23 protein-coding genes are annotated in these 24,227 nt (G+C 64.6%); 17 read left to right on the top strand and 6 right to left on the bottom strand.

All coding sequences use genetic code 11. The annotated features are described in order from the left end of the window. The first annotated feature begins 65 nt into the window (after positions 1-65). Genes ACP5M5_RS11810 through fabG form a run of 4 tightly spaced genes read left to right on the top strand, consistent with a single transcriptional unit; the run spans position 66 to position 3,221 of the window. Positions 66-1,253 (top strand): beta-ketoacyl-ACP synthase, encoded by a 1,188-nt coding sequence (locus tag ACP5M5_RS11810; protein WP_427937610.1) that lies wholly within the window; start codon positions 66-68, stop codon positions 1,251-1,253. Further along, entirely contained in the window at positions 1,253-2,068 is an 816-nt protein-coding gene (locus ACP5M5_RS11805; RefSeq protein WP_427937608.1) for a beta-ketoacyl synthase chain length factor, read from the top strand. Before ACP5M5_RS11810 ends, ACP5M5_RS11805 begins: the two co-directional genes overlap by 1 nt. Further along, positions 2,065-2,511: a hypothetical protein gene (locus ACP5M5_RS11800; RefSeq protein WP_427937607.1), complete on the top strand. Its 447-nt coding sequence runs from the start codon at positions 2,065-2,067 to the stop codon at positions 2,509-2,511. Before ACP5M5_RS11805 ends, ACP5M5_RS11800 begins: the two co-directional genes overlap by 4 nt. After that, positions 2,508-3,221, top strand: coding sequence for a 3-oxoacyl-ACP reductase FabG (gene fabG, locus ACP5M5_RS11795; RefSeq protein ID WP_427937605.1), 714 nt, complete (start codon positions 2,508-2,510; stop codon positions 3,219-3,221). The genes ACP5M5_RS11800 and fabG overlap by 4 nt, the downstream gene beginning before the upstream one ends. Here the strand turns inward: fabG and ACP5M5_RS11790 are convergent. Beyond that, complete coding sequence (locus ACP5M5_RS11790) at positions 3,202-4,716, bottom strand: FGGY-family carbohydrate kinase (RefSeq protein ID WP_427937603.1); 1,515 nt, start codon at positions 4,714-4,716, stop codon at positions 3,202-3,204. The two genes, fabG and ACP5M5_RS11790, sit on opposite strands and share 20 nt — an antisense overlap. A gap of 95 nt (positions 4,717-4,811) precedes the next feature. Continuing rightward, entirely contained in the window at positions 4,812-5,762 is a 951-nt protein-coding gene (locus ACP5M5_RS11785; protein ID WP_427937602.1) for a sugar kinase, read from the bottom strand. 101 nt (positions 5,763-5,863) lie between these two features. On the opposite strand from ACP5M5_RS11785, the gene ACP5M5_RS11780 reads away from it, so the two are divergent. The 12 genes from ACP5M5_RS11780 (at position 5,864) to ACP5M5_RS11725 (ending at position 19,488) form a co-directional block, all read left to right on the top strand. Further along, positions 5,864-6,838 (top strand): sugar-binding transcriptional regulator, encoded by a 975-nt coding sequence (locus tag ACP5M5_RS11780; protein WP_427937600.1) that lies wholly within the window; start codon positions 5,864-5,866, stop codon positions 6,836-6,838. Between the two features lie 83 nt (positions 6,839-6,921). Then, a complete protein-coding gene (locus ACP5M5_RS11775) occupies positions 6,922-8,259 on the top strand; it encodes an ABC transporter substrate-binding protein (RefSeq protein ID WP_427937599.1) in 1,338 nt (445 codons plus the stop codon). 29 nt (positions 8,260-8,288) lie between these two features. Then, positions 8,289-9,170: a carbohydrate ABC transporter permease gene (locus ACP5M5_RS11770; RefSeq protein ID WP_427937597.1), complete on the top strand. Its 882-nt coding sequence runs from the start codon at positions 8,289-8,291 to the stop codon at positions 9,168-9,170. Continuing rightward, the gene (locus tag ACP5M5_RS11765) at positions 9,167-9,982 is read left to right on the top strand and encodes a carbohydrate ABC transporter permease (protein WP_427937595.1); all 816 of its coding nucleotides are present in this window, start codon (positions 9,167-9,169) and stop codon (positions 9,980-9,982) included. The genes ACP5M5_RS11770 and ACP5M5_RS11765 overlap by 4 nt, the downstream gene beginning before the upstream one ends. Before the next feature lie 17 nt (positions 9,983-9,999). Then, on the top strand, positions 10,000-10,773 hold the full coding sequence (locus ACP5M5_RS11760) for an SDR family NAD(P)-dependent oxidoreductase (protein WP_427937594.1): 774 nt from the start codon (positions 10,000-10,002) through the stop codon (positions 10,771-10,773). A gap of 7 nt (positions 10,774-10,780) precedes the next feature. Further along, positions 10,781-11,557 (top strand): L-iditol 2-dehydrogenase, encoded by a 777-nt coding sequence (locus ACP5M5_RS11755; RefSeq protein ID WP_427937592.1) that lies wholly within the window; start codon positions 10,781-10,783, stop codon positions 11,555-11,557. Continuing rightward, positions 11,557-12,831, top strand: a complete 1,275-nt coding sequence (locus tag ACP5M5_RS11750; protein ID WP_427937590.1) for a class II D-tagatose-bisphosphate aldolase non-catalytic subunit — start codon at positions 11,557-11,559, stop codon at positions 12,829-12,831. Before ACP5M5_RS11755 ends, ACP5M5_RS11750 begins: the two co-directional genes overlap by 1 nt. A 27-nt stretch (positions 12,832-12,858) precedes the next feature. Further along, positions 12,859-13,935, top strand: coding sequence for an ABC transporter ATP-binding protein (locus ACP5M5_RS11745; RefSeq protein WP_427937588.1), 1,077 nt, complete (start codon positions 12,859-12,861; stop codon positions 13,933-13,935). Between the two features lie 169 nt (positions 13,936-14,104). After that, a complete protein-coding gene (locus tag ACP5M5_RS11740; protein ID WP_427937586.1) occupies positions 14,105-15,304 on the top strand; it encodes a CaiB/BaiF CoA transferase family protein in 1,200 nt (399 codons plus the stop codon). Between the two features lie 29 nt (positions 15,305-15,333). Continuing rightward, entirely contained in the window at positions 15,334-16,977 is a 1,644-nt protein-coding gene (locus ACP5M5_RS11735; protein WP_427937584.1) for a flavin-containing monooxygenase, read from the top strand. Positions 16,978-16,983: 6 nt separating this feature from the next. Further along, positions 16,984-17,478, top strand: coding sequence for a hypothetical protein (locus tag ACP5M5_RS11730; RefSeq protein ID WP_427937583.1), 495 nt, complete (start codon positions 16,984-16,986; stop codon positions 17,476-17,478). A 117-nt stretch (positions 17,479-17,595) separates the two neighbouring features. Then, entirely contained in the window at positions 17,596-19,488 is a 1,893-nt protein-coding gene (locus ACP5M5_RS11725) for a beta-galactosidase (protein ID WP_427937582.1), read from the top strand. Here the strand turns inward: ACP5M5_RS11725 and ACP5M5_RS11720 are convergent. The 4 genes from ACP5M5_RS11720 to ACP5M5_RS11705 form a co-directional block, all read right to left on the bottom strand. Further along, positions 19,478-20,887: an NAD(P)(+) transhydrogenase (Re/Si-specific) subunit beta gene (locus ACP5M5_RS11720; protein WP_427937580.1), complete on the bottom strand. Its 1,410-nt coding sequence runs from the start codon at positions 20,885-20,887 to the stop codon at positions 19,478-19,480. The two genes, ACP5M5_RS11725 and ACP5M5_RS11720, sit on opposite strands and share 11 nt — an antisense overlap. Before the next feature lie 7 nt (positions 20,888-20,894). Further along, positions 20,895-21,290: a proton-translocating transhydrogenase family protein gene (locus ACP5M5_RS11715; RefSeq protein ID WP_114913208.1), complete on the bottom strand. Its 396-nt coding sequence runs from the start codon at positions 21,288-21,290 to the stop codon at positions 20,895-20,897. Positions 21,291-21,311: 21 nt separating this feature from the next. Further along, entirely contained in the window at positions 21,312-22,451 is a 1,140-nt protein-coding gene (locus ACP5M5_RS11710; protein ID WP_427937579.1) for a Re/Si-specific NAD(P)(+) transhydrogenase subunit alpha, read from the bottom strand. A gap of 66 nt (positions 22,452-22,517) precedes the next feature. Continuing rightward, a complete protein-coding gene (locus tag ACP5M5_RS11705) occupies positions 22,518-23,303 on the bottom strand; it encodes a methyltransferase domain-containing protein (protein WP_427937577.1) in 786 nt (261 codons plus the stop codon). Between the two features lie 375 nt (positions 23,304-23,678). On the opposite strand from ACP5M5_RS11705, the gene ACP5M5_RS11700 reads away from it, so the two are divergent. Then, positions 23,679-24,227, top strand: a 549-nt coding sequence (locus ACP5M5_RS11700; protein WP_427937575.1) for a hypothetical protein, incomplete at its 3' end; no start/stop codon positions are given.

The raw sequence follows: 24,227 nt of genomic DNA, 5'->3' as shown, positions 1-24,227 counted from the left end.
GCTGAGCCGCGCGGGGGCGCATCCCTGGTTCTTTTCTTTTCCCGCAATCTGCTAATCTCTTGGCCATGACCGCGATGCCGCCGCTCGCCATCACCGCAACCAGCCTGATTAGCGCCCTTGGGCGGGGCAAAGCGGCACATCTTGCCGCTCTGCGGGCGCGCCGCGGCGGGCTGGTCGCCAATCCTGCCGCCGGGGTCGCCGGCGGCGGCTTCATCGGCCGCGTGGCCGGGGTCGAGCGCCATCGCCTGGCGCCGCCGCTCGCCGCCTTCACCTGCCGCAACAATGTGTTGCTCGATCTCGCGCTCGCGACCGACGGTTTCGCCGCGGCGGTCGCGCACGCGGCGGCGCGCCATGGGCCGGCGCGGATCGGTGTCATTCTCGGCACCAGCACGTCTGGCATCGCCAGCGGCGAAGACGCCTATCGCGCCCGTGACCCGGCAACCGGCGCCCTGCCGGAAAATTTCGATTTCGCCCATACCCATGATTTCTTCTCCGCCGCGCGCTTCGTGCAGGCAGCACTCGGCCTCGCCGGGCCGGCTTTCGTGGTTTCGACGGCGTGCGCATCAGCGGCGCGTGCCTTCGTCGATGCCGCACAATTGATCGCCGCCGGGGTGATCGATGCCGCCGTGGTCGGCGGCGCCGACACGCTTTGCCGCATGACGCTCGCCGGCTTCGCGGCCCTCGGCCTCATCGCGTCCGGCCCCTGCCGTCCCACCGATGCGGCACGCGATGGGCTTTCGATCGGCGAGGCGGCCGGGTTCGCGTTGCTGGAACGCGGCGAGGACAGCCCCTTCGCCTTGCTCGGCTACGGCGAATCGAGCGATGGCCACCACATGTCCGCCCCCCACCCCGAGGCGCTCGGCGCCATCGCCGCGATGCGCGATGCGCTCCGCCGCGCCGATCTCGCCGCCGATGACATCGATTACATCAATCTCCATGGCACCGGCACCCCAGCGAACGACGCGAGCGAGGATCGCGCGATCGCCGCGGTGTTCGGCGACCGCGTGCCGGCGAGTTCGACCAAGGGTTTCACCGGCCATACTCTGGGGGCTGCCGGCATCGTCGAGGCGGTGATCGCACTGCTTGCGCTGGAAAACGGGTTGCTGCCGGGCGGCCTCAATATCGAGCGGGTCGATCCTGGTTTTCGCGCCCAGGTTCTGACCGCCAATGTCGAGCGCACGATTTCGCGGGTGTTGAGCAATTCCTTTGGCTTCGGCGGCGCCAATGGCAGCCTGATTTTCGGCCGCCGGTGATGCTGTGCGCACGGATTTTCGGGATCGGGCTCTGGGGGCCGGGACTGCCCGGCTGGCCCGCGAGCCGTGACAGGCTCGCGGGCGCGGCGCCGCTGATCGCCGAGGCGCAAGCCCCGCCGGCGCCAACCCTGTTACCCGCCAATGAGCGAAGACGGGCGGGCCCGGCGGTGCGTCTTGCCCTCACGGTTGCGGACGCGGCGGTGGCGATGGCGCGGGAGGCTGATCCCGCGCTCGACCCGGCACGGCTCCGCGCCGTCTTCGCGAGTTCTAACGGCGAAGGCGCGGTGGTCGACGATCTCCTGAAAACCCTCGCCGATCCCTCCGAGCCGCTCGGCGTCTCGCCGACCCAGTTCCACAACTCCGTCCACAATGTTGCCGCCGGTTATTGGAGCATTGCCCAGGGTGGCCGGGCTCCTGCCGATTCGCTCGCCGCTCACGACACGACCTTTGCCGCCGGCTTGCTCAAGGCGCTGGCCGAGACCGTGGCGGAAGCGGCGCCAGTGCTGTTTTGCCTCTTCGATGCGCCGCTGCCGTTTCCGCTCAGCCGCTGCCGGCGCACCGATTTTGCCTTCGCGATGGCCTTGGTGCTCGCCCCTGACCTCCCCGGCGCCGACGCGTGCGCGCGGATCGCGGCGCGCTTTGAGGCCAGCGAGGCAGCGCTCGCGCAGCCGCGCGCGCCGGTGCTCGCGGCACTGGTCGAGGGCAATCCCGCCGCGCAGAGCCTTGCTTTGCTCGAAACCCTCGCCCGTGGTGAGCGCCGGCGCCTTGCCGCGCCGCTGCTCTGCGGCCATCTCGCGTTCGAGGTTACGCCATGACGTCATCGCCAGCGTTGCTCGACCGCGCCGGTATCGCCGCCTTGATCCCGCATCAGGGGACGATGTGCCTGCTCGCAGCTTTACTCGCCTGGGATCGAACGCGGATCACCTGCCGCGCCGTCCCGCCGTCGGCACCGGGCCATCCTTTGCGCCGCGATGGCCAGGTTTCGGCGCTCGCCGGCGTCGAATACGGGTTGCAAGCGGCCGCCCTCCACGGCGCACTCGCCGGCGCCGCGCCGCGCGCGCCCGGGTTTCTCGCCGCTCTCGACGATGTCATGTTCCACGCCTCGCCCCTCACCGGCGAGATCGTCGTGAGCGCGACGCGGCTTCTCGATGACCCGCGCGGCCTGGTCTATGGCTTCGCGCTCGCCACCGAAGGCGGCGCGCCGCTGGTCGCCGGTCGCGCGGTGATCGTTTTGCCCGCCACGGGAGCGGCGGCATGAGCGCGCAACGTCGGGCGCTGGTGACGGGCGGGACAAGCCCGATCGGGGCGGCGATCTGCCGCCGTCTCGCCGCCGCTGGCTGCGCCGTCATCGTCCACGCCCACACGCAGGCGGCCGCAGCAAACGATCTCGCGACAGAGATCGGCGGCGACGCGTTGATCTGCGATCTCACCGACGAGCCGGTGAGCCGCGCCGCGATCGCCGCCCTGCTCGCTGCCGGGCCGGTGCAAATCATCGTCCACAATGCCGGCATCCATGATGACGCGCCGCTGGCGGGGATGGATTTCGCCCGCTGGCGAGCGGTGATCGATGTCTCGCTCAACGGGTTTTACGCCGCCGTGCAGCCGCTTTTGCTGCCGATGATCGGCACCCGCTGGGGGCGGATCATCGCGCTCTCTTCGGTGTCCGCCGCTCTCGGCAATCGTGGTCAGAGCAATTACGCCGCCGCCAAAGCCGGGCTCGAAGGGGCGGTGCGTTCGCTCGCGCGCGAAGTCGCGAGCCGCGGCGTCACCGTCAATGCCGTCGCGCCGGGGGTGATCGAAAGCCCGGCGACCGCCCGCGCCCTCGATAGGGCGGCGATCAAGGCACTGGTGCCCGCCGGGCGTGCAGGACACGCGGCGGAAGTGGCCGATCTGGTCGGTTTCCTCGCCTCCGACCAAGCCGGCTACATCACCGGCCAGACCATCGCGATCAATGGCGGGATGGCGTGACCCCGGCCTCGCGTACCGTTTTCAGCGCCGGATAGAGCGCTGCGTACTGGGCATAGATCTCGTCATAGAGCGCGACATTGGCGGCGATCGGCTCGATGCGGCGGCCGGGGCGGACCATCGCTGCGATTCCGTCTTCGATCGTGGCGAAGCGGCCGGCGCCCACCGCCGCCAGGATCGCCGCCCCCAGGGACGGCACCTCGCTGACATCGGGCACGACGACCGGAAGATTGGCGGTATCGGCATGGATTTGCAGCCAGAGCGGCGAATTCGTCGCACCCCCGCCGGCGACCATTTCGGCGGCATCGAAGCCGGCGCCGCGCATGGCATCGACGATAGCGCGCGTGCCGAACCCGATCGCTTCCAAAATCGCGCGGAAGATATGCGCAACGCCATGGTGCAGGGAAAGCCCGGTGATCGCCCCGCGCGAGAGCGAATCGGTGTGCGGTGTGCGGTTGCCCTGGAAGTGATCGAGCGCCAAAACCCCCTCCGCCCCGGGCGGCAGCGCCGCCGCCGCTTCATTGAGCGCCGCGAGATCGAGCGTGCCGCCCATCAGCCGGCGGAGCCAGGCGATGATCGAGCCCGTCGAGGTCTGCCCTCCTTCCAGCACATAGCGTCCCGGATAGACCGCATCCCGATACGTGCCCCAGAGCCCGGGCACAAAGCGCGGCTGATCGGAAACCCCGAACTGCAAATGTGACGACCCGGTGATCAGCGCGATCTGACCGGGGCGGGCCACGCCAAGGCCGATCATGCCGATGAAGGCATCGGCACCGCCCTGAACCACCCGCACCCGCTCGGGCAGATCGAGATGGCTTGCCGCCACCGGCGTCAGCCGGCCGATCTCCGCGCCCGGCGCCAGCACCTCCGCCGGCCATTTTTCGAGCATGCCGTCGATCCCGAGCGCGCGCACCAGGCTCGCCGGCCAGCCGCCGCGATCGCTCGCGTAATGCCAACGGACGGAGGCGTTGTTGCCGCTTGCGCAGCGCCGTCCGGTGAGACGGAGCGCGAGAAAATCCTGATATTCACAGATCGTCGCGGCACGCGCGAAATTTTCCGGCTCATGGCGGGCAAGCCAGAGCGCCTTCGGGATCATCCATTCGGCGGAAACCGGGCCGCGCCCGGCGCCATTGACGACCAAAGCGCGATCGCCGGTCGCGAGCACCGCCTCGGCCTCGGCGCCGGCGCGCATGTCCATCCACAAAATCGCCGGCCGCAAGGCGCGCCCGCCCTCATCGAGCGCGACCACGGTGCAGCAGGTGGTCGCGAGCGAGAGCCCCTCGATCTGATCCTTCGCGACCCCGGCTTCGGCGACGGCGGCACGCACCGCGAGACCGAGCGCTCGCCACCAATCCTCGGGATCCTGCTCGGCGCGGGCGCCGGCAGCAAAGTGGGTCGGATAGGGGCTCACGCCATTGCCGAGCGGGCGGCCAGCGAGGTCGAAAACCCGGGCCCGCAGACTCTCCGTCCCGCCATCGACGCCGATGAAATACGCCATCTTACGTTCCTCCTATCCGCACGGCTCCGGGGAAACCCTCGCATAAAGCATGCTCGGAATTCGCGGAACGGGGAAACGTTTTTTGGTTCTTTTTTTCAAAAAAGAACATTTTTTTCCTTCTCCAAAAACGCCGACAGCGTTGCCTCGTCGCTATTGCCTTCCATGGGCCCGCGTTGCGCAACAGCGAGCGCGCCGGCGGCGTTGGCGCGCGCGAGACAGCGCTCGATCGGCATGTCGCGCAACCATGAGGCGAGAAACGTCGCGCCGGCGCAATCCCCTGCCCCGGTCGGGTCGATTTCGGTGGTCGCGAAAGGCGGCGCGCTAAGGCGCTGATGGCGATCGGCATAGCGGCTGCCGGCGGCGCCGAGCTTGAGGAACACCCGGGATGCGCGCCATGAGAGAAGGGTGGTGAGCGCGGCCTCGACCTCTTCGCCTGGGCAGAGGAAGGCGAGATCGATCTCGCTCGGCATCAGAATATCGCTGCGGCGGGCGATGGCGTGGATCGCCTCGGCGACGCCCGGCGTGCGCAGCAAGGCCGGGCGGATATTGGGATCGAAGGAAATCAGCGCCCCGGCCTGCTCGGCGAGCGCGATCGCGCGGGTGATTGCCGCGATCATCGGCGCCGAAAATAGCGAGGATCCCATAATGTGGAAAATCCGGCAGCCGGCGAACAGCGCCGGCGACACGTCATCGGCGCGAAACCGGCCGGGTGCTGCGTCTTTCATGTGAAACAGGAATTCGCGGCTACCATCGGCGAAATAGGTCGCGAAGGCAACGCCGGTGGTTGCGTCCTCGAGCACCCGCACCGCGCTGATATCGACGCCGCTTTGGCGCAGCCGCGCGAGCACCGCTTTGCCGAACGCATCATCGCCGACGGCGCCGGCGATCGCGGTCTTGATCCCAAGTCGCGCCGCTTGGTCGGCGAAAATCGCCGGAGCGCCCGAGGGAAAAGGCCCGAGATAGCGGCCCGGCGCGGACAAAGCCTGCCCCACCGTCTCGGCCAGGACGTCGACCAGCAATTCCCCCACCGTGACGATCTCGGACATTGTTTTCCGCGCCTCCCCGCAACACCGCCATGATATTGGCAATTATCCTATCCATGAGCAATATCTCATCTCCCGCCGCACACGCAAGCCGATGAGGAACGATGATGGCCGACGACAGCAACGCCCGCCGCCAGCGCCTGGCCCGCGACCGCCTCGATCAGGCGGCTCGCGCCGCGTGGCTCTATTACATCGCGGCGCGCACGCAGGACGAGATCGCCGCCCAGCTCCATGTCTCCCGCCAGACCGCGCAACGTCTGATCGCGCGCGCGGTTGCCGAAAAGCTGATCAAATTCCGCTTCGATCACCCGCTCGGGGCGTGTCTCGCCAAGGCCGACCAGCTCACCGCGCGCTATCAGCTCGCCCATTGCGAGGTGGTGCCGACGCTGAACGGCGATGATGGCAGCCTTCCCGGCCTTGCTATCGCGGCGGCGCAGTATTTGGAAACCTGGCTGTCGCAACCGGCGCCACTCGTCATCGGCTTTTCGACGGGCCGCACGCTGCGCGCCGTTGCCGCCGAGATCTCACCGCTCGATGCACCGCAGCATAAGCTCTTTTCCCTCTGCGGCACGCTTGGGTATGACGGCCGCGCGATGGCCGCTGACCCGGTGACGCGGATCGCCGAGCGCACTGGCGCCCAATGTTTTCCGATGACCCTGCCGCTCGCCACCAGCACCGCTGAGGAGAAAGCCCTCGCCGAGCGCCAGCGCGCCTATCAGACTCTGCAAAACCTCAATCGTCAGGCGCGTTGTCTCATTCTCGGGGTCGGCCATATCGGCTGGCGCGCGCCTTTGCATCAGAGCGGCTTCATCACCGATGCCGAACTCGCGGCGTTGATGGAGGCCGGCGCGATTGGCGAAATCGCCGGCTGTGCCTTCGATGCACGCGGCCGGCGCGTCGCAACCCCACTTGCCGCGCGCATCACCGCGCTCTGGGCCGGGGACGCCGGGGAGGCGATCCGGGTCGGCGTCGCGGCCGGCGCGGAGAAACTGCCAGCGCTGCGGGCGGCCCTCGCGAGCGGGCTGCTGAACAGCCTGATCACCGACGAGGCCACCGCGGCAGGCCTGTTGGCGCGATGATCGGTGCTTGACAGGGGAGGCGAAGCTGGCCGAAGGTAACGCCCTCTTCAAGGGCAAATGCCCAGATCCTCGGGAGGAACGCAATGCGTCATCATACGCAGGGAATGAAATACGCGATCGCCGCCAGCTTCATGCTCGCCAGCGGTTTTTGGGTCGGCTCGTCTCTCTCCGCCGCCGCCGCGACGATTACCATCGCCACCGTAAACAACTCCCAGATGGTTGAGATGCAGAAACTCTCGACCCAGTGGGAGAAGGAAACTGGCAATAAGATCAACTGGGTGGTGCTGGAGGAAAACGTCCTCCGCCAGCGCGTGACGACGGATATCGCAACCCATGGCGGGCAGTTCGACATCCTCACCATTGGGTCATACGAGACCCCGATCTGGGGCAAGCAAAACTGGCTCGTCAGCCTCGACGGATTTCCGGCGTCCTACGACATGAACGACGTCTTCCCCTCGGTTCGCGAGGCGCTCTCGGCCAACGGCAAACTCTATGCGGTGCCGTTTTATGCCGAAAGCTCGTTTACCTATTATCGCAAAGATCTCTTCGACAAAGCCGGCCTTACCATGCCGAGCCAGCCCAAATATGATGAGATCAAGACATTCGCTGAGAAGCTGACGGATCGCGGACACGAGCAATATGGCATCTGTCTGCGCGGCAAGCCGGGATGGGGCGAAAACATGGCCTATCTCGATACGCTGGTGAACACGTTCGGCGGGCGCTGGTTCGATGAAAACTGGAAGCCGCAATTGAACACCCCGGCCTGGCACGAGGCGGTGGATTTCTATATCGACATGATGCACAAATACGGCCCGCCCGGCGCCAACTCCAACGGCTTCAACGAAAACCAAGCGCTGTTCGCGACTGGTCATTGCGCGATGTGGATCGACGCGACCTCCGGCGCCGGGCTTCTCTATGACCGCAAGCAGAGCCAGGTCGCCGACAAGGTCGCCTTCACCGCCGCACCCATCGCGAAAGTGCCGAACGGCGCGCATTGGTTCTGGTCCTGGGCCTTGGCGATCCCTTCAACCTCGAAAAACGTCGCGGCCGCGAAATCCTTCCTGCAATGGTCGACATCGCGCGCCTATATCGAGACGGTTGGCAAGACCGACGGCTGGACGGTGGTGCCACCCGGGACACGCAAATCGACGTATGAAAACCCGGACTATCTGAAAGCAGCACCGTTTGCCGATTTCGTCAAGAATGCCATCATGACCGCCGATCTCAATCATCCGACGGCGCAGAAAGTGCCCTACACCGGCATCCAATATGTCGCCATCCCGGAATTCCAGGCGATTGGCACGACGGTCGGGCAAATGATCGCAGGCGCCTTGACCGGCCAGATGAGCGTCGACGATGCGCTGAAACAGGCGCAGGCCAGCGTTGCGGCAACCATGCAGCAAGCCGGCTACACGCAATAACGCGAGGCTAGATCTGGGAGGGCGGAGAGGTGCGACGAAAGCCGGCAAAGACGGCGCGGGTCAATACCTTTCCGCTTCTCGCCCCCTCGGTTGCGGCGCTGCTGCTTTGGATGACCGTCCCGCTTGCGATGACGCTGTGGTTTTCGTTTCGCCGCTATAATCTCCTCAACCCGATGTTGCACGGCTTCGTCGGGCTCAGCAATTATCGCTTTCTCATTGCCGACCCGGCGCTCTCGCATATTCTGCTGACAACCGTCTTCCTGGTCGCTGCCGTTCTTACGATCACCGTAAGCCTCGGCGCGGTGATGGCTGCGTTGTTTGCCGTTTCCTTTCCCGGCCGTGGTATTGCGCGCGTGCTGATGATCTCGCCGTTCTTCGTCATGCCAACGGTAAGCGCCCTGATCTGGAAAAATCTTCTCATGCATCCGGTGAACGGGCTGTTTGCCGCGATCGCGCGCGGCCTCGGTTTTCCGGCTATTGACTGGTTTGGCAGCCTGCCCCTTACCTCCATCATTATCATCGTCTCATGGGAATGGCTGCCCTTCGCCTTTCTCATTCTGCTTACCGCCTTGCAATCGCTCGACCAGGAACAACTTGAAGCGGCGCGCCTCGACGGCGCCGGGCCGATCGCGATCTTCTTTCATATCCAGATCCCGCATATGGGGCGGGCAATCAGCGTCGTTGTCATGATGGAGACGATTTTTCTTCTCGGCATTTTCGCCGAAATCTACGTCACCACCGCGGGCGGGCCAGGCATCGCGACCACCAATCTCCCCTTCCTCATTTATCAGCGCGCGCTGCTCGCCTTCAATGTCGGCAGCGCGTCAGCAGCCGGCGTGATTGCCATCGTGCTCGCCAATATCATCGCCGCCTTCCTCATTCGCACGATCGCCAAAAGGCTCGACGTATGAGCAAGGCGCCGCAACGCCTCGCCGCCGCGATCGCCTGGCTCGCAGCGCTGCTGAACTTTTTTCCCATCGCTTGGATGGCGCTCGCGAGTGTCAAGACCGAGGTGGAGGCAATCGCCTCGCCGCCACTCTTGCTCTTTCTTCCGACCCTCGACAATTACCGCGCGATTTTCGCGGAGCAGGATTACGCCAGCTTCGCCTTCAATAGCATCGTGATATCGGTCATCACGACGCTGCTCATGCTTTTGCTCGCGGTGCCGGCGGCGTTTGCGATGGCATTTTACCCGGGCGCGAAAACGCGCGATCTTTTGCTTTGGATGCTATCGACGAAAATGTTGCCAGCCGTGGGCGTTCTCGTGCCGATCTATCTTCTTGCCCGCGATCTTGATCTTCTCGACACGCTGAGCGCGCTCGTCATCGTCAATACGCTGAGCAATCTTCCCATCGCGATCTGGATGCTTTTTACCTTCTTTCGCGAAACGCCAAAAGACATCATCGAAGCCAGCCGCATCGACGGCGCGAGCGTTCTCCAGACCATTTTTCTCGTGCTCCTGCCGCTCGTCCTGCCCGGAATTGCCTCGACCGCCCTGCTTTCGATTATTCTCTGCTGGAATGAGGCATTTTGGAGTCTCAACCTCTCGGCCCACAGCGCCGCACCGCTCACCGCCTTCATCGCCTCTTTCTCCGCACCGCAAGGCCTATTCTGGGCAAGACTCTCTGCCGCCTCGGTCCTGGCAATCGCGCCCATTCTCGTCTTCGGCTGGATCAGCCAGCGACAGCTGGTTCGCGGGCTCACCTTCGGCGCCATCAAGTAACGAAAGGAATACGCTCAATGTATCTGCAGAAATATGATTTGCACGGCCGGGTCGCGGTGGTTACCGGCGCGGGGCAGGGGATCGGGCTTTGCGCCGCGCAGGCGCTTGGCGAAGCGGGGGCGACGGTGGTGATCGCCGAGAAAATTCCCGAACGCATCGTGAGCGCGGTGCAGGAACTGGCACAAGCCGGCATTACCGCGCATGGCGCGCCGCTCGACGTGACGGACTCGGCGGCGGTCGAGGCATTCGCCGAAAATGTCGTCAAAGATCACCGCCATATCGACATTCTGGTGAACAATGCCGGGGTTGCGGTCAGCGATGTTCGCGCGGAGGACACCACCGACGCGCATTGGCGGATGCACATGGCCGTCAATCTCGACGGTCTGTTTTATTGCTGCCGTGGGTTCGGAAAACGCATGCTGGAGCGGGGCAGTGGCGCCATCGTCAATATCGGTTCGATGTCGGGCTTCATCGTCAACAAGCCGCAACCACAAAGTTTTTATAACGCTTCGAAAGCCGCCGTTCATCATCTGACACGCTCGCTCGCCGCCGAATGGGGGGCACGCGGCGTGCGGGTCAATGCCGTCGCGCCGACCTATATCGAAACGCCGCTGACCCGGTTTGGCATGCAGAATGGCGAGATGTACAAGACCTGGCTCGACATGACGCCAATGCGCCGCGTCGGCCAACCAGAAGAGATCGCCTCCGTCGTGCTCTTTCTCGCCTCCGATGCCGCGAGCCTGCTGACCGGCAGCATCGTGCTCGCCGATGGCGGCTATACCTGCTGGTGAGGGCGACATGAACGGAAAGCTCGCCGATAAAGTCGCCATCATCACCGGTGGCGCACGAGGCATCGGCGCCGCCGTCGCCCGGCGCTACGCCGAGGAGGGGGCACGCGTCGTGGTCGCGGATCGCTTGTTGGACGAAGCCAAATCCGTCGCCGCGACGCTCGGTCATGGCGCCTTCGCCGTCGCACTCGATGTCACCGATCCGCAATCCATCGCTGCGATGGTGGCGGACGTGATCTCACAGGCGGGGCAGATCGACATTCTCGTCAATGGCGCGGCGGTGTTTGATCTCGCGCCGATTACCGACATTACGCGTGAGAGCTACCACAAGGTCTTCCGGGTGAATGTCGAGGGGCTTATTTTTACTCTGCAAGCGGTTGCGCGGCAGATGATCGCGCAAGGCAAGGGCGGCAAAGTCGTCAATTTCGCCTCGCAAGCGGGCCGGCGCGGCGAGGCGCTTGTTTCGATCTATTGCGCGTCTAAAGCCGCGGTCATTAGCTTTACCCAAAGCGCGGGTCTCGCCCTGATCAAGCATCGGATCAATGTCAATGCGATCGCGCCTGGCGTTGTCGATACGCCGATGTGGGACGAGGTCGATGCCTTGTTCGCGAAATACGAAAATCTGCCGCTCGGTGAGAAAAAGCGCCAGGTCGGTGCGGCGGTACCCTATGGCCGCATGGGGCGGCCGGAAGATTTGACCGGCATGGCGGTGTTCCTCGCGAGCGACGATGCCGACTACATCGTCGCGCAAACCTATAATGTCGATGGCGGGAATTGGATGAGTTGATGCCTTTCACGCCGCACCCGGAGTTTTTTCGAACCCTTGTCGCCCGGCGTGGACAGGGCGGCATCGCCTCTCTCTGTTCCGCGCATTCGATGGTGATCGAGGCGGCCTTGGCGCGCGCCGCCCACGCTGGCAATTCGGTGCTGATCGAAGCGACCTGCAATCAGGTCAATCATCGCGGCGGCTATACTGGGGCAACACCGGCGATGTTTCGCGACTCCGTCCTGGCGGTTGCCGAGAAGCAGGGCGTGGCGCAGGCACAGATCATTTTCGGCGGCGATCATCTCGGCCCGTTGCCATGGCGGGACGCGCCGGCGGCAACCGCCTTGCGTGAGGCGGAGGCCTGCGTTCGCGCCTTCGCCGCCGCTGGGTTCGCGAAAATCCACCTCGATGCCAGCATGGCCTGCGCCGACGATCCGCCATGTTTGCCGGAAATCGTCATCGTCGAACGCGCCGCCCGACTCGCCGCCGCCGCTGAGGACGCGGCGCGCGAAGCAGGTCATGCGCCGCCGCACTATGTGATCGGCACCGAAGTCCCGCCGGCTGGCGGCGGTCATAATGACGCGGGCGCGATCGCGCCGACGACACCAGACGCGGCGGTGGCAACGCGTGCGCTCCATCACGAGATTTTCGCGCGATGCGGTTTGCAAGAAGCGATCACGCGGATCATCGCGATCGTCGTCCAACCCGGCATCGAATACGATAATTTCGGCATCGTGCTTTATCAACCGTCGCAAGCGCGCGCTTTGGCAGACGCCCTACTCCGCATGCCCGGCTTGGTTTACGAGGCACATTCGACCGATTATCAACCGGTTTCGGCGCTGCGCGCTTTGGTCGCCGATGGGTTCGCTATTCTCAAGGTCGGCCCGGCCTTGACGTTCGCGCTCCGGGAAGCGCTTTACGCGCTCGATTCGGTGGCGCGAATCCTCGATGGCGAAGGGGCTCAGTCGCTTGTTGCGATCATGGAAAAAGTGATGCAAGAGACGCCGAAATTCTGGCAGAGCCATTGCATCGGTGACGATCTTTCGCAGAAAATCCAGCGCCATTATGGCTTCAGCGATCGGATTCGCTATTACTGGTCGTCGGATGCCGCCGAAGCGGCGGTGACAGCGCTACTTGCTCGTTTCGCGACGTTGGATTTGCCAAAGCCCCTGATACATCACTTCTTTCCGGCCTTGCGGTCGCGCCTTTTAGCCGGCGAAAGGTTTTCCGGGCGAGCTTTGGTTCTCGCCGCGATCGACCAAGTTCTCGATGATTATGAAGCTGCCCTTGGCTAAGACATTTCAGAGTCTGGAGGTGACGTCGTGGCCGCGGTGACAATCAAGGGCGTCCGCAAAGTTTTCGGGCCGGTCGAGGTCTTGCATCGTGTCAACGTCGATATCGCCGATGGGGAATTCGTCATTCTCGTTGGTCCCTCGGGCTGCGGCAAGACCACTTTGCTCAGGATGATTGCCGGGCTTGAAGACATCAGCGATGGCGAAATCCTGATCGATGGGCGGCGGGTCAACGATATTCCGCCGAAGGCACGCGACGTCGCGATGGTGTTTCAAAACTATGCGCTTTATCCGCATATGACGGTGAGCCAAAACATGTCGTTCGCGCTGCGTCTTGCGCATGCGCCGACAGCGGAAATCACCGCGCGGGTGACAAAGGCCGCGCAGATTCTCGGTCTCGAGACGCTTCTCGATCGTTTTCCGCGGCAGCTTTCCGGCGGCCAGCGCCAGCGGGTCGCGATGGGGCGGGCGCTGGTGCGTGACCCGCAGGTGTTTTTGTTCGATGAGCCGCTCTCTAATCTCGACGCCAAGCTGCGCATGCAGATGCGCTCCGAAATCAAGGAGCTGCAACAGCGCCTCAAAACCACCACCGTCTACGTCACCCATGATCAGATCGAGGCGATGACGATGGCGGACAAAATCGTCATCATGCGGAGCGGCCATGTCGAACAGATCGGCGCGCCGCTCGCGCTCTATGACCGGCCGGAAAATCTCTTCGTCGCCGGCTTTCTCGGCTCGCCAGCGATGAATTTCGTCGCCGGCACGCTCAATGACGGTGCGATCGTCAGCGCGTCCGGTCTGCGCTGGCCGCTGCCTCCTGCAATGGCCACGGCTGGCGGGATAGGCGTGGGCCGGCGCGTCGTCTATGGTGTGCGGCCCGAACATTTCCGTCTTGGCGGCAATGATTTTTCGGCGCGCGTGCTGGTGGTCGAACCGACCGGCTCGGAAACCCAGGTGTTGCTTGATATCGGCGGCGAAAAGCTGACCGCGGCGTTTCGCGAGCGGATTCCGGTCGGCGCCGGCGAGATGCTCCCGGTCTCGATCGACGTCGCGTCGGTGCATGTCTTCGACCCGGAGACGGAGCGGCGTTTGGGCCTGCCCGGGTAGCGGTATTTATGTCACGATGAAAAAGGAACTCCTTTAAGAAGCGAAATTCCTCTCTGTGGGGGCCATCCGATGCAACGGTGCCGGCAGGCGCGGCGCAATCGGCGGCGGTTGCCCACATCGGGGGAGCATGGCATTCTGATTGCGGTAAAGGCAGCTACGAGGAAACCCCATGTCGCTTTTCGCCGGGCTCCGGGTCATCGATTGCGCGAGTTTCATCGCCGGGCCTGCCGCTGCGACCATCCTCGGGGATTTCGGCGCCGAAGTGATCAAAATCGAACCGCCTGGCGCCGGCGATCCTTATCGCGCGCTGGCGGCGATGCCGGGCTATCCGCGCAGCGCGGAAAATTATACTTGGCTGCTCGATAGCCGCAATAAGCGGAGCCTTGCGCTCGACCTCAAATCCGCCGCCGGCCGCGCCATCCTTCTCCGCCTGGTCGAAAGCGCGGATGTGTTCATCACCAACATGCCGCTCGGCGTGCGTGGGCGGCTTGGCATTGCCCACGCCGATCTCTCTCGGGGCAACCCACGTCTGATCTATGCCTCACTCACCGCTTATGGCGAGGTGGGAGACGAGGCGGGCAAGACAGGCTTCGATTCCACCGCTTATTGGGCGCGCTCCGGCTTGATGGACCAGGTCCGCGCGAGCGCCGATCAGCCGCCGGCACGCTCGGTCCCCGGCATGGGCGATCATCCGACCGCGGTCGCGCTTTATGCCGCGATCGTCACGGCGTTGCTGCGTCGCGAGCGGACCGGACGCGGCGGGCATGTCGAAACCTCGCTGCTCGCCAATGGGCTGTGGTCGAATGGTTGTCTCGCGCAGGCGGCCCTGTGCGGCGCAGAATTCTTCCCGCGTCCGCCGCGCGAGCGGGCGCCGAATGCCTGCGCGCATCATTATCGCACGCGGGATGGGCGCTGGTTCATTTTGTCGATGCTCAACGAAGACCGGCAATTCCCCGATCTCGTGCAGGCGCTCGATCGTCCCGATCTGCTCACCGACCCGCGTTTTGCGAGCACCAAAGCGCGTCATGCAAACGCGGTGGCGCTGATCGCGGTCTTCGACGAGGTTTTCGCCGGCCGTGATCTCGCCGAATGGCACGCGCGCCTCGATGCGCATGGTCTCACCTTCGGCGTCGTCGCAACGCCGAGCGATATCCCGCATGACCATCAGGCGCGCGCCATTCGCGCGCTCGTCCCGCTCGCCGACAGTGATTTTTTGACCGTGAGTAGCCCATTCGAGATCGCCGGCGAAGCCAAAACGCCGCCGCGCCGCGCGCCCGCGCTCGGCGCCGATAGCGAGGCGATCCTGCGTGAAGCCGGCTATGAGATGCACGAGATCGCGGCGTGGCGCGAGGCCAGGGTGATCGGTTGAGTGGTGGGAAACACAGGGAGAAAACGAACATGACGGTGCGGGAATCGGGTCCACCCCTGACCGGCGAGGTCGATGTCGTCATTGTCGGCGCCGGGTTTTCGGGGATGTATCTGCTCTATCGGCTGCGCGCGCTTGGCGTGCGCACGATCGTCTTTGAGGCGGCGAGCGATGTCGGCGGCACCTGGTATTGGAATCGCTATCCTGGCGCCCGCTGCGATGTCGAGAGCATGCAGTATTCCTACTCATTTTCTCCAGAGTTACAGCAGGAATGGCACTGGCAGGAAATCTACGCGCCGCAGCCCGAGATTTTGCGTTATGCCCAGCACGTCGCCGAGCGTTTCGATCTCCGCCGCGATATTCGTTTCGAAACCCGTGTCGAGCGCGCCCATTTCGAGCGCGCCCGCTGCCGCTGGGAGATCACAACCGATCGGGGCGATCGCGTCATGGCGCGATACTGCGTGATGGCAACTGGCTGTTTGTCTGCGGCGCGGGTTCCGAATTTTCCAGGGCGCGAGCGCTTTCGCGGCCCCACCTATCACACCGGGCATTGGCCGCATGAAGAGGTCGATTTTTCCGGCCAGCGGGTTGGCGTCCTCGGCACCGGCTCGTCGGCGATCCAGGCGATCCCGGTGATTGCCGCCGCGGCAGCGGCGGTGACGGTGTTCCAGCGCACGCCGAATTACAGCATCCCGGCCCATAACCGCCCGATGCCAGTGGAATACGAGGCGATGTGGAAAGCGCGCTATCCGGAATTGCGGGCGCGGGCATGGGAGACGCGAAACGGCATCGTCTGTGACCTCAACAATCAATCCGCGCTCGATGTCGATGACGAGACACGCCGCAAGATCTACGAGGATCGCTGGGCGGCGGGCGGGATTCCGTTCATGGCGGCGTTCAACGATCTGATCGTCAATCAGGAAGCGAACGAAACCGCGGCCGCCTTCGTGCGCGAGAAAATTCGCGCGATCGTCCACGATCCCGAGACGGCCGCGAAGCTCACGCCGACCAGCTATCCGATCGGCACCAAGCGCATCTGTGTCGATACCGATTATTTCGCGACCTTCAATCGCCCCAACGTCACCCTCGTCGATGTCCGCGAAGCCCCGATCATCGCGATCACCGAAACCGGGGTCGAGACCAAGGATGCGCATTACGCATGCGATGCGCTGGTCTTCGCGACCGGCTTCGATGCCATGACCGGCGCGCTCAACGCGATTGCGATCGAGAATGACAAGGGCGAAAGCCTGCGTGAGAAATGGGCGGCCGGGCCGCGCACCTATCTCGGCCTGATGGCGGCGGGATTTCCCAATCTCTTCATGATCACCGGCCCTGGCAGTCCCTCGGTTCTGAGCAATATGATGGTCTCGATCGAGCAGCATGTCGATTGGATCGTGCGCTGCCTCGCCGATCTTCGCGCCCAAGGCGCCGCCGGCATTGAGGCGAGCGCCGAGGCCGAAGACTCTTGGGTCGCGCATGTCAACGAGGTCGCGCACAAGACATTATATCCCGCCGCGAATTCGTGGTACATGGGCGCGAACATTCCGGGCAAGCCGCGCGTGTTCATGCCCTATATCGGCGGGGTCGGCGTCTATCGTGAAATCTGCGAAAAGGTAGCGGCAAACGGCTATGAAGGGTTTCACGTGCTTGCGCCGGTGGCAGCGGCGGCGGAATAGTGGCCGGTGAGCGGTGACATGCGGCGCCGGCTTGCGCTCGCGGGTTTTTTCCTTGTCATCGCTCTTCCCGCCGGCGCGCAGGTTCTCCCCGATCCGCGGCTAACACCGGGTGCCATCGACCCGCGGGTGACCGAAGCCAATATCGGAAGCACGATCTGCGTTCCTGGCTACGCCCACAGCGTCCGCCCGCCCGAGGATGTTAGCTATCGGATGAAGCGCGATTTGATGGCGGCCTATGGCCATCGTGGCGAGCGGCTGCGGTTTTACGAACTTGATCATCTCATCCCGCTCGAACTCGGCGGCGCGCCACTGGCCTGGGCCAATCTCTGGGTCGAGCCGCGCCATGCCCGCAATGGCTGGGATGCAGCGCGCAAGGACGATTTGGAGCGGGCGCTGAACGAACTCGTCTGTTCCCACCGTCTTCCGCTCGCCACCGCGCAGCATGACATCGCTGCGAACTGGATCGCCGCCTATCGCAAATATCTCGGCCCGGGTCGTTAGGAAATGCTTCTTTTTCTGAAGAAAAACAAGCAAAAAGACTTTTGTCCTGGCTTCTCGGAACGTCAACGTCCTCGGAAGGGCAGTGCCTGCGGCACTGCCCAACGGGATAAAAGTTTTTTGGTTCTTTTTTTCAAAAAAGAACTCTTTTTTCCCTTATTTCTCCCTCTAACTTTCCTCGCCACCGCAAACGCGGCTGACTGGCCGCATTTCGAGATCATCCTCTATCAGGCCGAAAGCGCGGCGCAAATCGCGGCGTTGCGTGAGATCGGCGTCTCGGCAGGAATGGTGCGGGCGCGCCGTGACGGCGGGGAAACCGCCGCCGATCCGCACATTGCGACCTATCGCGCGCTTGGTCTTCGTTTTTATGTCGAAAATATCGCGACCGATTTTTACAGCCCCTATCATCGCTGGCAAGGAAGTGCGACGGTAAACGCAGCGTTTCTTGCCGCACAAGCGCAGCATCGCGTTGATTCCCGCGCTCTCGCGCCGTTTCAGCGCGTCCCGAGCCTCGTCGATGCGGCTGCGTGGCATGTCGTTGCCGAGCGCCTTGCGCACATCGTCGAGACGCTACGCGCCGATCGGCCGCTTTATTACGACCTCGCCGACGAGGCCGGGATCGGCGATCTTTCCGCCGCCTGGGATTTCGATTTTTCGCCGATGGCGCTTGCGCGTTTTCGTGTCTCGCTGCGTGATCAGTATCGCGATCTCGCCGCCCTCAACCGCACTTGGGGAACGCGCTATCGGCGCTGGGACGAAATCATGCCGGAAACCACCGACCAGGCGCTGGCCGGCGGGATGGCCAATCTCGCGCCGTGGATGGATTTCAAGGCGTGGATGGATGTTTCGTTTGCCGAGGCGGTTCATGCCGGCACCGCAGCCATCCACGCCGCTGACCCGAGCGCGCTCGCGGCGATCGAGGGCGCGCAGATCCCAGGTTGGGGTGGCTATGACTACACCCGTTTGGCCAATGCCGTGGATGTGATGGAAATCTATGATTTCGGCGCGAGCGTTGCCATCGCGCGCGAGATGAACCCGAAACTGATCACGCTGATGACCATCGCCGGCGCCGATCAGGAGGCCCGTGCGGCGCTCTGGCATGGCGTGATCGCGGGCATGGGCGGGGTGATTTTATGGGACGAAAACCAGGCGCTCGCGACGTCGGATGGCCGGCTAGGTCCCTGGGGGCGGGCGGCGGCGGCGGATTTCGCGGCGCTGCGCGGCCCGCTCGGGGATCTCCTGGTCACCGCCCGGCGGCCGACCGATCCGATCGCGATCCTTTATTCGCCGGCGAGTTTTCGGCTGCGCTGGCTCCTCGATCGCGCCGCCGACGGCGGTGACTGGGCAGGGCGCGGCGCCGATGCGGAATATCAAGATAACCCGCAAAGCCATGCCATCGCCAGCTTTCTCCATCTCCTCGGTGCGCGCGGGTGGCAGCCGGCTATTCTGTCACCGGCCGAGCTTGCTCGTGGCGATTGGCTGAAAGCGGGGATTCGCGTTCTTCTTCTACCGGACTCGCTCGCTCTGTCGCAGGCGGAGATCACGACGATCAGCCGTTTCACCGCCGGCGGCGGGATAGTGATCGCAACCGCCATCCCCGGGCGCTTCGACGAGCATGGCAGGCGCCGCGCCGCGCCGGCCTTTGATGGGGCGATGACCCGCTTCGACCCTGAAGCGGCGGATGCCGGCCCACGCCTTGCGCACATCCTCGCCAGCGCTGGCCTCACGCCGCCGCTCATGCTCGCAACGGTAGCGGGGACAGCGCCCGAGGACGTCACCGTGACCCGGCTTGCGGCGGCTGACGGGCGGATGGTTATCGCCCTTCAGCGCGATTTTTCCGCCGCGCCGCGCACGCCATGGCCGCTCATCCTGACTTTGCCGCGCCCCTGCCGGGTCAGGGATATCGGCACCGGGCAGGAACTCGGCTGGCGGCAGACGGTCGCGTTCACCCTCGACCCGGTGGTCCCGACTTTTCTCGCCTGCGCGTCACAGCGCGCTGGCCTTAGTGATTGAGCGCCTGGACGATTTCCTCGGTCATTTTCTTCGCGTCGCCAAACAGCATCATAGTGTTGGGGCGGAAGAAGAGTTCGTTTTCGACGCCGGCATAGCCCGAGGCCATCGAGCGTTTGATGAAAAGCACCGTCTTCGCCTTGTCCACTTCGAGGATCGGCATGCCGTAGATCGGCGAGGAGGCGTCGGTCTTCGCCGCCGGGTTGGTGACGTCATTGGCGCCGATGATATAGGCGACGTCGGCGGTCGAAAACTCGTTGTTGATCTGTTCGAGTTCGAACACTTCGTCATAAGGCACATTGGCTTCGGCGAGCAGCACGTTCATGTGCCCGGGCATGCGCCCGGCGACCGGGTGGATCGCGTATTTGACCTCGACGCCCTCGGCTTTCAGGAGATCGGCCATTTCGCGCAAGGCGTGCTGCGCCTGCGCGACCGCCATGCCGTAGCCCGGCACGATGATCACCTTGGAGGCGTTTTTGAGAATGAAAGCAGCATCCTCGGCGGCGCCGCTTTTGACGGTGCGGTCGCCAATCCCGGCGCCCGCCGGGCCGGCGGCACTGGAATCGGTCCCGAAGCCGCCGAGCAGCACGTTGATGATGCTGCGGTTCATGCCCTTGCACATGATGTAGGAGAGAATAGCGCCAGACGAGCCGACGAGAGCGCCAGTGATGATCAGGGCAAGGTTCTGGATGGTAAAGCCAATCCCCGATGCCGCCCAGCCGGAATAGGAGTTCAGCATCGAGACGATCACCGGCATGTCGGCGCCGCCGATCGGAATGATGAGCAGAAACCCGAGCAGGAAGGCGAGCAGCGCGATCAGCCAAAACAGCGTCGCCACGCCGCCGGTCGCAACAAAGGCGATGACGAGGAGGACGATGGCGATGCCGATCGCGAGATTGATCTGATGCTGAAAGGGGAAAGTGATCGGCGCGCCACGCATCAGGGCCTGCAATTTCGCAAACGCGATCACCGAGCCGGAAAAGGTGATGGCGCCGATCGCAAGGCCGATCGACATCTCGATCAGGCTTTCGAGATGAATGGCGCCGGGTTCGCCGATGCCGAAGGCTTGCGGCGCGGCCAGCGCCGAGGCGGCGACGAAGACCGCAGCGAGCCCGACCAGCGAGTGAAACGCGGCGACGAGCTGCGGCAGCGCCGTCATTTTGATGCGAAGTGCAACGACCACCCCGATGCCGCCACCGATCGCAAGCCCGAGCACGATGAGCCCATAGCCGGCCAGCGACATCGCGCCATGCGCGAGGGTTGCGAGGATGGCGATGACCATCCCCACCATGCCAAAAAGATTGCCGCGCCGCGAGCTATCGGGGTGCGAAAGACCGCGCAGCGCCAGGATGAAGAGAACGGCAGCGAGAAGATAGGCCGCCGAAGTCACGCTTTCGGGCATGGCGTCCTCACTTCGTCTTCTTGCGGAACATTTGCAGCATGCGTTGGGTGACGACGAAGCCGCCGAAGATGTTCACCGAAGCCAGCAGCACCGCAACGAACCCGAACCCGACGCCGATGCCGGTCGCGGCGAGCCCGGTCGCCAGCATGGCGCCGACGATGATCACCGAGGAGATCGCATTGGTCACCGCCATCAGCGGCGAGTGCAGCGCCGGTGTGACATTCCACACCACGTAATAACCAACGAAACAGGCGAGCACGAACACCGTCAGGAGATAGACGAACGGCGCGCCGGCATGGATGGCGGGCGCCATGGTTTCGGCCATCTGTCGGGCATGTTCGGCAAGCGCGCTCGCACGATCCGCGAGCCCGGCGGCCTCTTCGGCCAGTTCATGGGGATTCATCGGCGATCTTCCTCGACCTTCTTACGCGGCTTTCGGGGGCTGGAACTGGCTATGCACCACCGCCCCGCCCCGGGTCAGCAGCACGCCTTTGATGATATCGTCGCTTTCGGGGAGCTTGGGCGCCTTCGCCTCCTTGTCCCAGAACATCGAGAGAAAGGTGAGCAGGTTGCGCGCATAGAGATTGCTCGCGGCAACGGCGATCCGCCCCGGCCAGTTGCGCCAGCCGAGAATGGTGACGCCGTTTTCAGTGACGTGGCTTTCTCCCGCCACCGTTTGCGCGCAATTGCCCCCGGAATCGGCGGCGAGATCGACGATGACGCTCCCCGGCCGCATCGCCGCGACCATCGGCGCAGTTACGATCACCGGCGCCTTGCGCCCCATAACGAGGGCGGTGCAGATCACGATATCGTTCTTGGCGACGGTCGCGGCCATCAATTCCGCCTGCTTCTGGCGAAATGCCTCGCTCATCTCGCGGGCATAGGCGCCGGTCTGGGCGGCGGTCTCCTCGTCCTCGACACCGACGAAGGCGGCGCCGAGCGATTTGATCTCCTCCTTGGCGGCAGGGCGGACATCGGTCGCCGCGACGATGGCGCCGAGCCGCCGCGCCGTCGCGATCGCCTGCAGCCCGGCGACACCGGCGCCGATGACGAAGACGCGTGCCGGCGGCACCGTGCCAGCGGCGGTCATCATCATCGGAAATCCGCGCTGAAACGTCACCGCGGCCTCCGTGACGGCGCGGTAGCCGGCGAGATTGGCCTGGCTCGACAGCACGTCCATCGCTTGGGCGCGGGTGATGCGGGGCAGCAATTCCATCGCCACGGCGTCGATCCCGGCTTCCGCCAGCGCCGGCACCAGGGACATGTCGGCAAAGGCATTGGCGATCGCAACGAGGAGGGTGCCACGCCTCATCTGCGCCCGGATATCGGCCTCCGGCATCTGCACCGCGAAGACGATGTCAGCCTCGGCAAGCGTCGCCGCGGCATCGGCGCCGATCTCGGCGCCAGCGGCACGGAATTCGTCATCGGCGATCGCGGCGCCATGCCCAGCGCCGGTCTCGACCACCACGGTGAGGCCAAGCGCGATCAATTTTTTCACCGTCTCCGGCGTTGCCGCCACGCGAGTTTCAAAGGCATGACGTTCCCTCAGCACCGCAAGGCGCATCCGACCGATCCTCCACGATGAAACGCTCGCAACCGCCATACGCGGCCCGCGCGACGCTGGCAAGGGTCAATCCGGGGCCCAGCCGGTCAAGAAGGCGAGCCGCAACGTCGCCATGACGCGCCCGTCACGCCGCGGCAAAGCGGCGAGGGCGGCGGGAAACAGGGCACGTGGCGGGATGCGCCGGCTGCGCGCTGCCAGCGCATTGCCCTCGCCGGCGGCGCGCAGATCGCGGAGCAGCGCCAGCGGCTCGGCATAGAGCAGGGGGATCTCCTCGCTATCAGCGACCGGGAGATGAAAGCCCGCTCGCTGGAGAAGCCCGGCGCAGTCGCGAAGATCGGGGAACGGCGAGACCCGTGCGGCGGCACCCGCGCTGATCGCCGCCTCGGTCTCGAGAAGGGCTGTGCGCAGCTCGCCGAGCGTGCCGAGCAGCGGCAAGCTCGCGAGAAAAAGCCCGCCCGGCGCCAGAGCGTGGCGGATTTGGATCAGGGCGCCGGGGAGATCATTGACCTCGTGCAGCGAGAGCGAGGCGATGACGAGGTCGAAGCTCGCCGGCGCGAAGGGCAGAAACTCCTCATCGAGGGCGACGGCTGGCGCCCCGGAAAGCGCTGCCATGCGGGGCGAAAGGTCGCCAGAAACCACCGCGATCCCGCGCGCGCGCAGCAAGGGCGCAACCACGCCGCGCCCGCCGAGATCGAGGGCGCGCGAAAACCGTCGCGTCGTATCATCGAGCCGGTCGATCAGCCGCGCCGCGAACTCGCCCAACAGATCTGCGACCAGCCCGACCTGCGCCGCCGCGCGCTCGCGCTTGCGGCGCACGGCGCGGCGGTCGAAAATTTCGCGAACGGCGCTCATCGGCGAAAAAGCACGTTCAGGGCGCCGCCCCGGGCCGGCCGCGACATCTCATCCCGTCGCCACGTGTCACCGCGAAAGCAGCGACGACGGCGCGCATCGTATTCCCTCTGCATCCCGCCATCGTGGCCCAACCCGCTGCCGCCGGCCAGACCCGGCTGGCATGATCCCGCGCCGCGCCGGATTTGCCAGCGGCGTTCCGGCGCCGGTCTTACCGCCCGCCATCGCCGCTGCGCCCGCATGCCGGTTGCGGCACGGCCAGGCATTCGCTCACACGGGACGGATGATGCCTCGCGCGCGGTAAATTTTTGTTGATTTCGATTAAATAATACTTTAATTGAATCGTATTCATAATTTTCTGCAGGGGAAACGGAAGCCATGGCGCGGTTCCGGTTTTTTCTGCTCGGCATCAGCCTCATTCCGGGGAGTTTGTTGGCGGCCACACCCGCGGCGGCGGCGTTGCTGCATGAATACAGCTTCGACAATGCCACCACGGACAGTGTCGGCGACCTGAACGCGACCCTCGCAGGCGGCGCGACCGTCAGCGGCGGCGGCCTCGTTCTGAACGGCACGTCGGCCTACGCCCAGATTTCGGGGTTCGCCATCCCGAATTCAGATTTCACCATCACTTTCGACGCCACCATCGCCGCCTATAGCGGCGGCACGGTCGAGATGATCTCGCAAGGCTACTCCGGCGGCCCAGGTTTCTATATCGGACTCGCCGGTGGCGATTTCCGGCTCGGCGACAGCCTCGCCGGGATCCCGGTCGCAACGCCTAGCCTCACTGTCTCGCACACCTACGAGCTGATCAGCGACGCCTCCGGCACCCAATTCTTCATCGACGGCACCGAGGTCTATTCCTCCTCGATCGCGGTGACCGCCCCGCAGACCGGCACCGAGACGCGGGTCGGCAATCAATTCTCCCCT

This window comes from Acidibrevibacterium sp. (genome assembly GCF_049965395.1).
Taxonomy (GTDB): domain Bacteria; phylum Pseudomonadota; class Alphaproteobacteria; order Acetobacterales; family Acetobacteraceae; genus Acidibrevibacterium; species Acidibrevibacterium fodinaquatile.
This window is presented reverse-complemented; position numbering and strand designations above follow the sequence as displayed.